Consider the following 16,703-nt stretch of genomic DNA (forward strand, 5'->3'; position numbering starts at 1 on the left):
ATGAGGCACGACTTATGGACAAGAAAAATAAAAATAATTATGACCAAGTAATTGAAAATATTATTGATAAGAATATGGTCGACATTATGAGCGATAGTTTTGCCCGTTTTTCAAAATATGTTATTCAACAGCGTGCAATACCCGATGCCAGAGATGGCTTAAAACCAGTACAACGTCGTATCCTTTATTCAATGTGAAATCTAAAACTTAGAAACAAGGAGGCATTCAAAAAATCGGCACGGATTGTTGGGGATGTTTTAGGTAAATATCACCCACACGGCGATAGTTCTGTTTATGGAGCAATGGTAAGAATGGCGCAGGAATGAAAAAGCAATTATCCGCTTGTGCAAATGCATGGAAATAAGGGTTCCATTGATGATGACCCAGCTGCTGCTATGCGTTACACAGAATCAAGATTAGAAAAAATAACAGAACTAATGCTAAAAGATTTGGAACGCAAAGTAGTACCAATGATTCCAAACTTTGATGATTCAGAATATGAACCTGTTGTCTTACCGACCCTTTTTCCTAATTTGCTAGTAAATGGAGCAATGGGGATTGCATCAGGCTTTGCAACACAAATTCCTCCCCATAATTTAGGCGAACTAATTGATGCCTTAATTGCTATGATTAAAAACCCAAATATCACCACTAGCGAATTAATGAATTATGTTAAAGGCCCTGACTTTCCGACCGGAGGCATAATTAACGGAACCAAAGGAATTCACGATGCTTTTATGACCGGAAGAGGAAAAATTGCACTATCCTCAAAATATAAATATGTCTATGACAAAAAAGAAAACATTGTTGGCATAGAAATTACTGAAATTCCCTTTGGTGTAGTTAAGTCGAAAATGGTTTTTGAAATTGATACAATCATTTCTTCAAAAGTAATTTCTGGAATTAAAGAAATTAGAGATCAATCTGATCGCGATGGATTGTCAATATACATTGAACTTGAAGAAAATGCAAATGCCGAGGCAATCATGATATATCTAATGAACAAAACTAAACTAAGAGTTAATTATGATTACAATATGCTTGCTATATATAAAAATGCACCTAGCCTATTATCGCTTTACAAAGCATTATATGCATTTCTTGAGCATTCAAAACAAATAAATACCAATGGAATAAAATACGATCTTCAAAGATATAAATTACGCCATGAAATCGTTGAAGGTTTTATTAGAGTAGCAGAAATTTCTGATGAAGTTATCAAATTAATCAAGGAAAGTGATAATTCCAAAAAAGGTGTAATTCTTTCACTAATAAAGGCATTTAATTTTAGTGAAATTCAGGCAACCGCCATAGCTGAGCTAAGACTATATAAACTTTCGAGAATGGATCAAATTGAATTTCAGCAAGAAAAAACTAACCTTGAAGCCTTAATTACACAATGTAAAACCTTACTTAGTGATAACTACGAATTTAATATTTTCTTAATAAAACAACTAACTGAAATAAAAATTGAATATGCACAGGATAGAAAAACCATAATTAAAGAAGAAGGCATAAATAAAGATATTGATCATAAACTTCTTGCTAAAAATGAAAATTTTTATTTCTTTATTTCTCAAGAAGGCTATATCAAAAAAATTAGTACAAAAATCTATAATGCTAACGACTTTGCTACATATAAACTAAAAGAAGGAGATGCAATTAAATATTATGATGAAATTAATTCTCTTTCAAAATTAATTTTCTTTACTAACAAGGGAAATTTTTTCATCATTGAAGCACATATTTTAAAAGATAATTCATGAAAAGAATTGGGTGTGCATATATCTTCATTAGTGAATCTTGATAGCAATGAAAAAATTATTCGAGTAATGGAAATAACATCATATGAATCGTATGCTAACATTATACTAATAACAAAATATGGTTTCGCTAAAAAAGTAAAGATATCTAGCTTTAATTCAAAAGTATTAAACAAGAAGAGAATTTGTATAAATTTTAAAAATAATGATGATGAATTAATCGATGCAAAAATTGGCAATGATGAGAAGGATATTTTCATACTGCTTAATAATGGTTCATATTTCTTATTAAATGAAAATGTTTTTTCAACTGATCTAGCCCTCAAAGCGCAAGGCATAAAACTATTGCCTAAATTACAAACAAATGAAAAAATTTTTGTGTCTGCTTTTACAACTTGTTTACCTTTAAATGTAGTAACAATGATAACTGAAGGCGGAATGTATAAACAATGAAATATGAGGGACATAAAATATACAGGGCGCGCAAACCGCGGGACCAAATTATTCAACTGTTTAAAAAATATCAATTGCATTCCAAAATGTCTAGAAGTAAATACTAAAAACCTTGAATTACTAATAACAAATGAAAATAATGAAACACAAAAACTTGATTTTAAGTGCAGTCAAAGTGATAAAATTAAGATCGAAAAATTAAATAAATTTAGCAATGAATTAAATAATTCGGGTTACTTAATTCAGCATATAAAAATAAACAAGCTTATTGAAGATGATAGTAAACAAAAAGAAATTCTAAAACTGAAATTTCAAGATAATTTAACAAAAAATAGCAGCATCGAAGAAACAACTGAAACAACACTATTTAAAAAAAATTATTACACTAATTCATTAAAGATTAATAACCAAATCTTTGATGAAGAAGATCAAATTAACCTTTTTGATGCGGCTAATGACTTCAAAGAACTTAATCATAAAATATCAAATAAGGAACATTTAAAGAAAACATTATCACTTGAAGAAAAAATAAAAGCAATGGATGATATTGATTTTGATTTGATCGAGCAAAAAGTTGAGCAAATTAAGAAAAAATAGTTATAATATTAACTATCCTTCTAAAGTAATAAAATTAGCAAATATTGAAAGGAAATGCGATGAGAAAAGACGTTAGATTAGCAAATAAGGTTAAAGCTGAAAAAAGAGCTCACAAATTAGCTAAAGAAAGAGCCCGCGACCTAAGAAGAGAAGCAAGAAAAGCTGAAGCAAAATCACAATAATAATATATTTTGTAACCTTTTAAGCACACTGTGGTGTGTTTTTTTAATGTTAAGAAGATTGCTATTAATATAAAATAACACAGCTTCTATGTCGTAAGTATTAACCTTCTTTTAAGACATATTAGAGTATTATAAAAACGCTAAAAATTAAATAGTATTATAATTAAAATGTTAACCAATTTATTCTAAGGAAATTATTAATATGAAAAAAACTTATTCAAAAAACATAATGATTTATTTAACAACACTAACGTTACCAACAACATTTTTGATTTTGTCCTCATGTTCAACGCAAACGCAAACTTCTGAAAATGAAAAAAAATATCTAAATAAAAAAGAAGAACTTCTAAAAAACATCCTTAAAATAAAAGATAATGAAAAATTAAATAAGCTATGAAACAAGCTAGAGATTATAGAAAGCAAGGAAAACTCTAAAAACTTTGATTCATTAATTAAGGAAATTGAAATATTAAATAATGAAACTCTAAGGGAAATAAGTCCTTCAGCAAATCCAAATGATAAAAAATCAGAAGCAGGAAGTGAGAATAATCCTATTACTCCCGATAAGAAAGAGAAAGATAATAGACAACAAGAACAAGATAATAACACCTTGGCAAGAAATGGCGCTGCCCCAACCACAAATAATGGATTTCACATCCAATATGATAACTCGAATAAATTTTATGAATCACTAAATGGGTTAAGTGGACAAGAATTAAGAGACAAACTTTTTATGATTCAACTACAAAACCGAGACAAAACGGGTGTCGGTAGAGCTGCTTATGCAAAGTTGCACAATACTTATGTTGATGCATTTGTTGATAAGTATTATGAAAAAGATGGCACAGTTTTAGATCTATATACGGAAATAATTGGGGGAAAAGACAAATACAACTTTGAATTTGGCAAATATCGTGACATTGGAAATAAAGAGGGGCAAGGTATGAATCGTGAACATATCATTGCACAATCCTGATTTGCAAAACAAGGGCCAATGAGAAATGATGCTCACCATGTTTGACCGTCAGATAAAAAAGTCAATGCTATCCATGGTAATTTACCATATGGAGAAACTCAAAATGGCAAAATAGTTTCAAGCAATGGTTCAAAGTTAGGAATTGGAAAAGAAGATGGAGAGCAGGTTTTTGAAGTAATAGATGAATTTAAAGGTGATATAGCAAGAGTTTTCTTCTATTTTGTGTTAACTTATAGAGACAAAAATATTACAAACAACCACTCCGCACAAAGAGTATTTTTTGAAGAAAATGGCATAAATCAAATAAAACAAAAATATTTAGAAACTTATTTAAAATGAAATAAATTAGATGGAATTTCACAATTTGATATCGATAGAAACAATGGTGTTTATAAACATCAAAGAAATCGTAACCCATTTACTGACTATCCTGAATTAATAAAGGTCTATTTTGAACATGACGATAATTACGTCTTTCAAAACAAAGGGATTGCTATAAAATTAGTTAAAAATTAATCTTATTTTAAGGATTTAAAATGAAAAAATATATTCAATTTAAGCAAGAAAAAGAAGCGTTTGATAAAATGATCAAAAACATTGCAAGCTTATGCGAAATCCCTTCCATCAGTATAGAGCAAGAAGGAAAATATCCATTTGGTATAAACGCTGATAATGCTTTAAACTATGCCCTAAAATTAGCTGATTCTTTTGGCTTTGAAACATATAAAGATCCACACAATCGATATGGATATGCACAAATTGGTAATGGGGCAAAAATTCTAGGTATTTTAGCTCACTTAGATGTTGTTCCTGCTGGCGATGAAAAGCAATGAAAAACTAGCGCCTTTGTTCCAGTAATCACTGATAATGAAATAATTTGTAGAGGTAGTCTTGATGATAAGGGTCCTGCAATCATTAACATGTATGCAATGAAATATCTCAAAGACAATGGTCTAGTCAATGATGAATGGTCTATTCGAATTATCTTTGGGATTTCCGAAGAGACAACTATGAAATCAATGAAATTTTATCTTGCAGACTTTGGACATCCATATGTTTCATATACTCCTGACGGAGAATGGCCACTTATTTTTGCAGAAAAACTTATATATCAAGTTAGTTTTATTTTTAATAAAATTGACAATCTTGAAATAAATGCCGGAAATGTTGTAAATCAAATACCAGACAAAACTGAATATATATACAACGGAAAGCTACACAGTGTACTAGGGAAGGGTGGTCATGGTTCAACGCCAGAAAAAGGTGATAATGCTATTATCAAATCAATCCTAGAACTAAAAGAAAAACATCCCCAATTGTCAAGATATAATCTAATAAAATTTATTAGTGAAAATTTAGAAACTCGTGATTTTAGATTAAAAAATATTTTTCCAGACTATGATGATTTCTCGGGTAGCCTTAGTGCTAATCTTGGTATTATCAAAACAACCTCTGACAAACATATCATAACTTTTGATTTGCGAGTCCCGGCAACCCATTCTGTTGAAGAGGTTACAAATTCTATAAAAAAATACCTTTCATGCAATTTTTCAGATGTACATTTTGAAGTAGTTGGAACTAAAAATTCTATGTTTATGTCACCAGAAAGCAAATTAATAAAATTACTAATGCAAACATATAATGAAGCAATGAATACCAAAGAGCTACCATTAGCAATTGGCGGAGGGACCTACGCACGTATAGTTAATAATTGCGTAGCCTTTGGTTCAACAAAATATATGCATTTAATGCATGGACCAAACGAATGCTTCACATTCAAAGAAATAAAAAAATCGCTCGAAATTTACATTAATGCTCTAAATAGAATACAAGATGAAATATAATGAAAATAAGAATAGAAAAAATCATTTCTTGATATCTTAACATTTCAAGAAATGAATGCAAAAAAATAATAAAAGCTAAAAGGGTTCTAATAAATAATAAATCAATCCTTAAGCCAATTTGTGTTGATATTAATAATGATACAATTATGATTGATGGTAAGCTAGTTGAATATAAAGAAAAACAATATTTTATTTTCAACAAACCATCAGGATACATAACGGCAAATTTTGATAAAAAAAGTAAAACAATTTTCGAAATTATTGACCTTGATCCCAATAAATTTTTTTCATATGGCAGACTTGACAAAGACACGGAGGGATTATTAATAATAAGTAATGATGGTTTTTTAGGCCACCAAATTATGAACTCAAAATTTGAAATACCTAAAACGTATTATTTTCAGACTAATAAACCTTTTGATGACAAAATAAAAAATCACTATCCCAAACCAATTATCATTGCAAATAATTATCATGTAGAAAGATATGAGTTTATCTTTATAGACTCTAAATCTGCCTATATAACTATTTATGAAGGTAAATTTCATCAAGTTAAGGAAATGCTAAATTTTTTTGGTTATAAAATAACCTACCTAAAAAGAGTATCAATAGGCACACTAAAATTAGATAATAATTTGAATCTGGGCGAAATCAGAGAAATATGTCAAGATGAAATTAGCAAAATTTTAGAGAATTGTAAAACTTTTAAAAAGTAAAATTAGGTTTTTTCAAAAGAGATAACAAAGATTATTGCTTTAACAAAAATCTGGATTTAAACCAGATTTTTTAATTTAGCTCCATGAAAAAATGGCTTTATTAGTTAGCAAACAAATAGGTGCTAGTCTTCCCTAAATGATGAATTATACATTTTTTCATATAAACCTTTTTTAGCTAATAATTCCTTATGGGTACCAGATTCAACAATTTCGCCATTATTAACAACCAAAATTTTATCTGCGCTCAAAATAGTCGAAAGTCTGTGAGCAATAATAAACGAAGTTTTACCCTTCATTAATTTCATCATTGCTTTTTGAATTATTTTTTCAGTTCTCGTATCAATATTAGAAGTTGCCTCATCAAGAATTAAAATATTTCGATTAGCAATGATTGCTCGTGTTATAGCAATTAATTGTCTTTCACCTTGCGATAAATTAGCACCACCTTCTTCAATAATTTCTTCATATCCATTCCCTAATCGCATTATAAACTCATCTGCGTGCGAAATTTTTGCAGCTTCCTTTATTTCATCATCAGTAGCATTTGGATTAGCATAACGAAGATTTTGCATAATTGTGGTTTTAAATAAAAATGTATCTTGCAAAACAATCGATATTTGTTGTCTTCAACTTTGTTCTTTAATATCGCGCGAATTATTTCCATCAATTTCAATGTTACCAGATAGCGGTAAATAAAACTTACTTAAAAGATTTATAATCGTAGTTTTACCAGCACCAGTAGGGCCAACAATAGCAAATACTTGGCCTTTTTTTGCCATAAATGAAGCATTTTTTAATTGAAGATTATTAACATCATTTGTATAGGAAAAATCAACATTCATAAATGAAACATTTCCTTTTGTATAATTAATTGACCTCAATTTGGTTTCATCAACAAGTGGTTTGAATGTAGCCAAATTCATTACTCTAACTGCTGAAACTAGCGCCATTTGAATAGACGAAAGATTCTCAAAAACACGAACAATACTATTAGCCATAACTCTTATGTATAAAACAAATGTAATAATAACCCCGGGCGTAAAATTAGAATTAGAGCCTGTACCAATATTTGCAACCGTAAATGCAGAAGCGATTACAACGATAATTAATTGCAATATATTAATAACGGCATTGCCAAGAGGCCACATTAAACCAATATACAGATTAGCCTTAAGAGATGAACTATATAATTTATTATTTCTAATAATAAACTCGTCTTCAATTTGTTTAGTAAAATCAAGTGATCTAATTAAATGATGTGCAGCAAGGTTTTCTTCAATGAACCCATTTAATGAAGCAACACGTGATTGTTGCTTCCTAAATTGTGGATTAGCCTTCTTTAAAACAATAAAAACAAAGCAAAGCATTAAAGGCATTAAAAATAAAGTAATAAGAGTTAAATAAGCAGAATAGTAAAACATAAATCCAAAGGATGAAATGATTGTTGTAAAAGTTATAATAATAGTATTAAGGCTTCCAGTCATACCATTATTTATATTATCAATATCACTAGTTAGTATGGACATTAATTCGCCAGTCTTAACTGAGTCAAAAAATGAAACAGGCATTTTCATAATTGCCTTATAAGCATCTTCTCGCATAATTAAACATGACAAAATTGAGGCTCTAACTGATAAAACATTTGAAATTAACGAAAAAATTTGCTGAAAAACAAATATTAATATAAGTAAAACAAAATGTCACACAAAGCTTGAAATATTAAAATTATCAACATATTCTGGTACTAAAGATTTTATTTCGCCAACAAGAAATGAAGCAGATAAAAAATTATCAATAAAATATCCTAAAAAGAAAGTACCGGTAGTTAAACATAAGGCCGAAAAAACTGAAAAGATAATTATCCAAAAAAGATTCCCTTTTCTATAATTCAAATACCAAATTAATCTTTTGAAAGCGTCTCTTTTTATTTTTCTTCTTTGCTTTTGAATATTCTTTTTTTGGGTTTTTGTTAAACTTTGTTGCTTATCATCCACCTTAAGAGGGTCCAAATTATACATCTAAACCTCCTAACTGCGTTTTTGCTATTTCTAGGTATAGCTTCGAAGTTTTTAATAACTCTTTATGCGTCCCAATATCGCTTATCAAACCATTTTCCATTACCAGTATTCGGTCAGCATCAATAATTGATGATATTTTTTGTGTAATAATAATAGTTACAATTTTTCTTGAAGAAAAATGCATATCAATATTATCCTTAACCATTTTCTCAGTTTTAGTATCAAGAGCAGATGTTGCATCATCTAATATCAAAATCTTTGGTTGCTTTAAAAGGCCTTGAGCTATTGAAATTCTCTGTTTTTGTCCTCCTGACAAATTTGATCCATTTTTAAGAACCTCATGCTCAAATCCATCATTGTATGCATTTATAAAATCATAAGCAAATGCTAATTTTGCAAAATATTCTAAATCTTCTTGTGTAGCTTTGTTATTTGCCATTAATAAATTAGACTTAATAGTTCCAGAAAGCAAAATTGGTTTTTGATAAACAAATGAAATATTTTTTCGCAAAGAAGTTGTATCAATTTCATTAATATTATTGCCATCAATACTAATGCTTCCGTGGATAGTTTTAAATTCATGGCTAAGTAATCTAGCGAGCGTTGTCTTGCCTGATCCGGTCGGCCCTATTATTCCGATTTTTTCACCTGGATTTATTTTTAAATTAATATCTTTTATAACAAAATTTTCGGATTCTTCATGATACTTAAATGAAACATTTTTTAATTCAATTTCACCTTTAGTAATAACTTTATTAGATTTTATAAAATCTATATCTGCTTCTTTTTTTAAGATTTCAATAACTCTTTTTGATGAAACATTTCCACGAGAAATTAAAAAGACTGCAAATGAAGACATAACTACCCCAATAGTAATAAACATTACATAATTTATAAATGTTGTAGCATTAGATATCTTTGTTTTATATAAGGATAATACATCGCTAAAATCCTTAAAAACTTTCAAATCAGTTATCACACCATAAGAACCTTGGTTAATTCTTGATCTAATAATAAAGCCAGTGGCTAATAATATACATGAAGTCACAATATTTGCAAACAAATTAATAAATGAAAAAGTAATATGATAAATAATTCAAGATTTTTTAGCTACGTTCGACCAGTTTTTATTACTATTTTGAAACTTATCTAATTGAACATTTTCAAGATTATATGATTTAATAACTCTTACACCTAAAATACTTTCTCTTGCTTCATTATTAATTTCATCATATGCTTTTTGTTCCTTTGGAAATAATCTCATAGAAGACATTCCTGCTATTGCCATAATAACAAATAATGCAGGAACAAAAGCACCTAATGTAATCGAAAGATTCAGATCAGTTAGCAAAGCAAAAACTAACCCAAAAATTAAATTGCAAGGGCCGATAATGCTTAATCTTAAGCCAGAGGAAATTCCAATTTGTATCCTAGATATATCGATAGTAAATCTTGTTAAAATTTTTGAATGACTAAAAAACTCAATATCTTTTTCCGAAAGAATTGTTAAATGCTGTCATAACGACTTTCGAATATGTTTTGCAGTACCTGTCGAAATATATGAAGCAAGCATAGACCCTAATAAGGTTACTATTGTTCCAATTAATAACACAAGAGCAAAATATGAGGTAAACCACTTTATAGAATAAGAGAGTGTTCCTTCAATTGTAAACAACCTAAGAATATTGATTTTAGAATAATCTAATATACTCGTTTGGTCTTTATGCAATTGTAAAAATGAATTTTGTGCGATTAAATTAGATAAATTTCCAATGAAAATCGGCACAAATAAAAAACAGATAACTTGAAGTAATGTTAGCAAAATGGTTATAATTGATAAAATTTTATACTTATGGTCCATGTATCTAAATAATCGAAGCAACATTAACTCCTTTAATTAAAATTTAATATCTTTATTAATTATATATTAATTAATCATGATTGCTTATTGTTTCAAAATCATTGCAATACCTAGAAAAAAAAGTAGCTTTATAAGGCTACTTTAAATCAAACTATAAATTTATTGCTTCATTTGCAATGAATTGTTCTTCCTCGGCACGAATTACATAAATAGGAATAGCGCTTGATGCATCAGAAATAATCTTATAATCACTAAATTCTCGGCATTGATTCTTCTTATTATCTAGTGAAAGATTAACAATATTTATTTTATTTATAACTTCACTTCTTATATAGTCGTCATTTTCACCAACGCCTGCAGTAAATACTATAGCATCAACTTTTTCTGTAATTCTATTTAAATAGGTAATTAAATAATCGGCAATTCTTTGGGTATATAAATCAAGAGCAAATTGCGCATCTGAATTAGTTACCTTGGCCTTTTGAATATCCCTTAGATCAGATGAAATACCAGAAACGCCCAACATACCAGACTGCTCATTGAATAATTTAAATAGTTCTTCAACACTAATATCCTTGTGCTTTAGAATGAATGGAATAATCGATGGATCAAAATCTCCTGATCTAGTCCCCATCATAATACCAGCGAGCGGTGTAAAACCCATACTCGTATCAATTGACTGACTATTTTGCACAGCACATAAACTTGCACCATTTCCGATATGTAAACTAACTATGTTAACGTCTTTTTTATTTAAAATTTCTTGGCACTTTAAAGTAATATAATTATGATTTAATCCATGAAATCCATACTTTCTAATATTTAATTCCTTTGCTAAATCCTTATTTATAGGATATGAATACGAGATCCTAGGCATGGTTTGATGAAATGTAGTATCAAAATGCATTGACATTTTTGCAGAAGGTAATAAAGCTTTGAATGCTTCAATTGCTTCAATTGCGCCAGGGTTGTGAACTGGTGCCAAATCTATTGATTGCTTTAAAATTTCGATTTTCTCTTCATCGATAAGGGTTGTTTTTTGCAATTTTGGACCACCATTCACAATACGAAATGCAACTTTTTCAATATCATTAAAATCTTTTATGATATTGAATTCTTTTCACTGTTTTACCAATTGTTTGACAGCTTCTAAAAACGTAGGAAGAGGTATTTCAAAATCTTTATTAATTTCCTTATATTTCAATGTAAGAATACCTTGTCTCAACTTAATGCGTTGAGCAATTCCCTTAGCCTCAACAACCAATTTCTCATTAAACAATGTTCATTTAATAGAACTAGATCCTGCATTTATAACTAATATTTTTTTCATAAAATATACTCCTAAATATGTTTTTTAAATTATATTATAAAGACTAGATATAAAACTATATTATTTATAATTATTTAGCTCTAATTATTTTTTTAAAGATTTTAAGTATAGATTTCAGAAGCTTAAAAAAGTTTAACTAACCGAAAAGCTAGTTAAACTTTTTTTAATAACAATTTGTAAAATATATGATTATTTAATAATTTCTAACAATCGATGAATTTAAGAATTTATACCCAAAATTATTAAACGATAGCAGATAAAAATCATTAAAGGTTTGATAATTTTTGACTTGTTTTAAAATATAAAATTCATATATAGTTGTAGAAATAGCTAGCGAAAAAACATTAGAAATAATTATAATTAGCATTCTTGATATTGCTGATAATGGGATATTTTTTTCTTCATGATGTCTATTATAAAAGATAATAACAGAAGCAATCAAAATACTCATTATAGCCAATGGAATCAAAATATCAAACATAAGTATTCTCAAAATTGCAATCTTTTTTTGCTTTATAAAGTCAGGAGTCATAAATGAATGCATAGCAAAGTCTGTTTCTATTTCTTTTTCCAAATTCTTAAAATGAGGCGATTCATGTGAATATCCCAATATCTCAGCAGTAATCAAAATAATATCATTTTTAGTCAATTCTTGTTCTTTCTTGGAATACAAGGCAAAGGGAATTCTAGGGTCCTTTAAAAAAACAAATTTTGATTTATTAGCCATTGACTTTAGATAACAGTAATATGAATAATAATCCTTTATCTTAGCTCTTTTAATTAAATCAAGAAAAATAAAAGCTAGCAATATTGATAATATTCCCGAAATTAAACCAGCAATAATGCTGACAGTAATATCGTTAAATATTTTAAAAGTGCTATCACTTGAATATTTATTTTCAAATATGGTAACCATATAAATAATTAAGGCTCATACAATGATAATGACAGCAATGGTTAATATCGAATATCAACTTGAATGTAAATCAAGCCGTTTTAACTTTCTTAATTCTTGTTTTCTGTTATTCATTAAACCACCTTTGGTATTTTATTATTTATTAAGATAAATTATAATAAAAAAATACTTATATTTGTATTATAAGTATTCTGTATCTACATTTGTGAAAGGTAAATTATTTATATGGTGCTCCAGACTGGACTTGAACCAGCACGGCTCTTAACCGGTTGATTTTGAGTCAACTGCGTCTGCCATTCCGCCACTGGAGCATAAAAGCATTAATAATTATAAATTATATTTTTAAAATAATGTTAAAAATAAAAAATCATAATTATTTCTTTTTAATTTTAAAATGCAAAATTAACTAATTGACAAATAAAAAGTTTTTATTTTTATGATTGGTAATATAATAATTATTGCTATGGATTTAAAAGAAATTTTTATGTTGCAAATTGACCTGGATAAGGCTTTTTCTGAAACCATTTCAAAAAAGGATTTTCGTTTTTTTGATACAAAAATTGTTATTGCTCTATTAGTTGAATTGGGAGAATTTGCCAACGAAGTTAAGGCCTTCAAATATTGAAAAAAAAATAAAGTTATAGATCGCGAAAAGATGCTAGAGGAGTTTGCTGATGGAATTCATTTTATAACTAGTATTGCATATCCAAAAGGTATAAGCCCAATTATCAAACCCTACATTAAGCACAAAAATTTTACACTTCAATTGGCATATACATACAAACTTTTTACCGAACTTTTAAATACCAAAGACAAAAATAAGGTCTTAAAGGCATATGAGGCTTATTTAGGTTTAGGCTTATTGGTTGATATTCAAGAAGAGGATATTGTTAATTCATATCTTGCTAAAAATAAAAAGAATTATCAAAGAATCAAAAATAGATATTAATAAAGGAAAGTGACAATTAAAAAATATAGTTAGTTTTACATAACTAGCCATATTTTTTTTACAAAAAATACTCAAATTACATTACATTGTTAACCTAAATATAAATTTATAAAATGATTCTAACTTAATTAATTCATTTATTTTTGAATCACAAAAACAATATTTAAATATTCCTAAAATTTAGGCTAAATTATATTAAGCTAACTTAGACATGCAACAAAAAAGTTCTTTAACTTCTGTATTTAATTAATTAGTTAATTAGTATTAATCTTTTTTCAACCTTAGAGGAAGGCAAATTAATAAATAAGGCTATAATTTAATGTATAAATTTTATTCTTATTTTTAAGGAGCTGTATATGTCAAAAAATATTGAAAATAATCAAGACTTTATTAAAATGAGCAAGCAAAAGCTTGCTAATAAAATTTGGTCTGCTGCTAATGAACTAAGATCTCAATTAGATGTAACAGAATATGACAAAATTATTTTAGGTCTAATATTTTATAAATTCCTATCTTCGAAACAAACTGAAACACTAATAGATAAAAACGGTGATTATCAACTAGCTCAAAAAAGTGAAAAGAAAGACAACGATAATGAATCATGTTTATATATTGAGGACCTTACCAAAGGCAATAATCCTGACGAAATAGTTGACAGTTTAAAAAACAATTTAGGATACTATATACCATATGAATACTTATTTTCTTCATGGAATAAAAAGGAATTTCGCAACAAATTTGATAGAAACTATATTATTGAGTCTATCAATCATTTTAATAGTGAAATCGAAGTTATTAATGAACCTAATTCATTATACAAAAACATCTTTGATGAGTTTTATCTTTCAATTCAAAAGGTGAAAAATGAAGATAGTATCAAAAAGATAATTAGAATTATTGATGAAATTCCAATCAAAAAACAAGATTACGATGTTTTAGGTTTTATTTATCAATATTTAATTGGCGAATTTGCATCAACAGCTGGTAAAAAAGCTGGTGAGTTTTATACTCCACTTGAAGCAGGAATTTTAATGTCCGATATTATTTCATTTCATCTAAGCAAGTTTACATATAATAAAAATGATCTCATTAGAATTTATGACCCTACCGCCGGATCTGGTTCCTTATTAATTAGAGTTGCTGAAAAATTCCAAAAACATATGAATGAATTGCATCATGATATTAGAATTAAATATATTGCCCAAGAAATTCTACCAACTTCATTCAAAACATTAAGTATGAACTTAATTATGCATAATATTCCACCACAATTAATAAATATTAGAGAAGCTGACACGTTGGAAGATGACTGGCCAACAGAAAGTAATGGTGACAAAAAAGTCAAAGCTATTGTAGCTAACCCACCTTATTCACACCTTTGAAAACCCGAAAATAAGGTGAATGATCCAAGATTTCAATCTTATGGTATAGCGCCAAAATCAAAAGCAGATTATGCTTTCTTATTGCATAGTTTATATCACTTAGACAAAGACGGAATAATGGCAATCGTTTTACCTCATGGCGTTTTATTTAGAGGGGGGTCCGAATATGAAATCAGAAAATCTTTAATCAAGAAACAAAAAATTGATACTATTATTGGTCTTCCTAATAACATGTTTATGGGTACAGGTATTGCAACCATAATTATGATTCTTAAAGAAAATAAAGCAACCGACGATTTTATGTTTGTTGACGGATCTAAACTTTTTTCAAAAGATGGAAATAAAAATAAACTAGATAGATCACATATTATTAAAATATCCGATGTTGTTAATAACCGAATTGAAAAAGAAGGATTTTCAAGAATTGTCTCACTAAAAGAAATTGAAGATAATGATTATAATTTAAACATTTCAAGATATATTGATAATTATGATAAGGAAGAAATTCACGATTTATATTCAACTATGTATGGCGGTGTATCTGACCAAGAAATTTCAACTTTAGATTCTTTTTGAAATAAATTTATCGGTCTAAAGGAGAAGCTTATTTCAAAAAGATCCGATGGGTATAATCTCTTAAATTTAAGAAATGAAGAATTAATAAATACAATAAAAAACGATAATTATGTAAAAGAATTTATTAACGAAAATAAGAATATCGCAATTTCAATTATTGAATTTATTAAAAATAATGTTCCATCATATCAAAGTATCAATGGTATTAATGTCTATAACTTTGAAAGCATTTTTGAAAAATTTATATTAAACATTAAGGATAATGCTTTTATTGAAAAATACGATATATATCAAATAGCAATAGAAAAATTTGAAATCATTAAGGAGGATATTGAAATAATTCAAAATTATCAAAATGATAATATTCCAATCTCTGAAATTATTTTTCAAGAAAAAAATGTCGAAAATAATAAAAACGGTAGTTTAGTTAATTGGGATGCTCGTTTAGTAAATAAAGAATCAATCATTAACAAGTTCTTTGCTGCTAGCTTAAATAAAAATGAAAAACTTAAATATGACATTGAATTAATAGAAAGTGAAATCAAGGAAACCTTTGATTCAATCGATGAAGAAGACAAAGATTTATTAGTATTTAAAGAAAATGGTTTTGATAATAAAGAATTATCAAAACAAGTTGCTATCTTAAAGAAAGACGAAAATGCCTTAGATAATATCGAATTATCCAAAAAGCTTCTTCATGTTCATAATTTAAATAATGAACTTAAGAATTTAAAAGACGAGCTAAAATCAAATGAATTCGAACTATTACATGATTCTCTTGAAAAATATAATTCATTAGATGAAGATACATTTTATGATCTCTTGTTTTACAAATGAACTAATAATATTTGCGAAAATATTGTTGAACTCGTTGATAAAATAATTGACTCATTTATCAATAAAATTGAAATATTATTCAATAAATACCAAAACACATTAAATGAAATAAACGATGAAATTAGTAAAAAAGAATCAGAATTAATCGAACTCCTTGCAGATTTAAAAGCAGATGATTATGATCAAAAGGCTATTAATGAATTAATCGCAATTCTAGGCGGTAATAAAAATGAGCAAAAATAATATGGTTCCATCAATAAGATTTAAGGAATTTACTAACGCTTGAGAACAGGAAAGGCTAGA

At 27.8% G+C, this 16,703-nt stretch carries 11 protein-coding genes and 1 tRNA gene; 7 read left to right on the forward strand and 5 right to left on the reverse strand.

Going from position 1 to position 16,703, the window contains the following annotated elements:
• Window positions 1-14: 14 nt before the first annotated feature.
• The 5 genes from ACWXVJ_RS02575 (at window position 15) to ACWXVJ_RS02595 (ending at window position 6,531) form a co-directional block, all read left to right on the forward strand.
• The gene (locus ACWXVJ_RS02575) at window positions 15-2,813 is read left to right on the forward strand and encodes a DNA topoisomerase (ATP-hydrolyzing) (RefSeq protein ID WP_455966450.1); all 2,799 of its coding nucleotides are present in this window, start codon (window positions 15-17) and stop codon (window positions 2,811-2,813) included.
• Between the two features lie 59 nt (window positions 2,814-2,872).
• Entirely contained in the window at window positions 2,873-2,995 is a 123-nt protein-coding gene (locus ACWXVJ_RS02580; RefSeq protein ID WP_438340645.1) for a hypothetical protein, read from the forward strand.
• Between the two features lie 202 nt (window positions 2,996-3,197).
• Window positions 3,198-4,487, forward strand: coding sequence for an endonuclease (locus tag ACWXVJ_RS02585; RefSeq protein WP_438340644.1), 1,290 nt, complete (start codon window positions 3,198-3,200; stop codon window positions 4,485-4,487).
• A 20-nt stretch (window positions 4,488-4,507) separates the two neighbouring features.
• Complete coding sequence (locus ACWXVJ_RS02590) at window positions 4,508-5,815, forward strand: M20/M25/M40 family metallo-hydrolase (protein WP_455966451.1); 1,308 nt, start codon at window positions 4,508-4,510, stop codon at window positions 5,813-5,815.
• The gene (locus ACWXVJ_RS02595) at window positions 5,815-6,531 is read left to right on the forward strand and encodes a pseudouridine synthase (RefSeq protein WP_455966452.1); all 717 of its coding nucleotides are present in this window, start codon (window positions 5,815-5,817) and stop codon (window positions 6,529-6,531) included. The genes ACWXVJ_RS02590 and ACWXVJ_RS02595 overlap by 1 nt, the downstream gene beginning before the upstream one ends.
• A 122-nt stretch (window positions 6,532-6,653) precedes the next feature.
• Here the strand turns inward: ACWXVJ_RS02595 and ACWXVJ_RS02600 are convergent, their stop codons facing one another.
• The 5 genes from ACWXVJ_RS02600 to ACWXVJ_RS02620 all read right to left on the reverse strand — a co-directional run bounded on the left by ACWXVJ_RS02600 (window position 6,654) and on the right by ACWXVJ_RS02620 (window position 12,967).
• Entirely contained in the window at window positions 6,654-8,549 is a 1,896-nt protein-coding gene (locus ACWXVJ_RS02600) for an ABC transporter ATP-binding protein (protein ID WP_455966453.1), read from the reverse strand.
• Window positions 8,542-10,434 carry an ABC transporter ATP-binding protein gene (locus ACWXVJ_RS02605; protein ID WP_455966454.1) on the reverse strand — a complete coding sequence of 631 codons (1,893 nt, stop codon included), beginning with the start codon at window positions 10,432-10,434 and terminating at the stop codon, window positions 8,542-8,544. Before ACWXVJ_RS02605 ends, ACWXVJ_RS02600 begins: the two co-directional genes overlap by 8 nt.
• Before the next feature lie 127 nt (window positions 10,435-10,561).
• Window positions 10,562-11,740, reverse strand: coding sequence for an acetate/propionate family kinase (locus ACWXVJ_RS02610; RefSeq protein WP_438340639.1), 1,179 nt, complete (start codon window positions 11,738-11,740; stop codon window positions 10,562-10,564).
• Between the two features lie 193 nt (window positions 11,741-11,933).
• Complete coding sequence (locus ACWXVJ_RS02615; protein WP_438340638.1) at window positions 11,934-12,770, reverse strand: hypothetical protein; 837 nt, start codon at window positions 12,768-12,770, stop codon at window positions 11,934-11,936.
• Window positions 12,771-12,882: 112 nt separating this feature from the next.
• Window positions 12,883-12,967: transfer RNA gene (locus ACWXVJ_RS02620), tRNA-Leu, on the reverse strand.
• A gap of 152 nt (window positions 12,968-13,119) precedes the next feature.
• On the opposite strand from ACWXVJ_RS02620, the gene ACWXVJ_RS02625 reads away from it, so the two are divergent.
• Together ACWXVJ_RS02625 and ACWXVJ_RS02630 are read left to right on the forward strand one after the other, a co-directional pair.
• Window positions 13,120-13,605, forward strand: coding sequence for a dUTP diphosphatase (locus tag ACWXVJ_RS02625; protein ID WP_455966455.1), 486 nt, complete (start codon window positions 13,120-13,122; stop codon window positions 13,603-13,605).
• A gap of 356 nt (window positions 13,606-13,961) precedes the next feature.
• Window positions 13,962-16,643 carry a type I restriction-modification system subunit M gene (locus ACWXVJ_RS02630; protein ID WP_438340636.1) on the forward strand — a complete coding sequence of 894 codons (2,682 nt, stop codon included), beginning with the start codon at window positions 13,962-13,964 and terminating at the stop codon, window positions 16,641-16,643.
• The last annotated feature ends 60 nt before the right edge of the window (window positions 16,644-16,703 follow it).

This window comes from Mycoplasma sp. 773 (assembly GCF_053851515.1).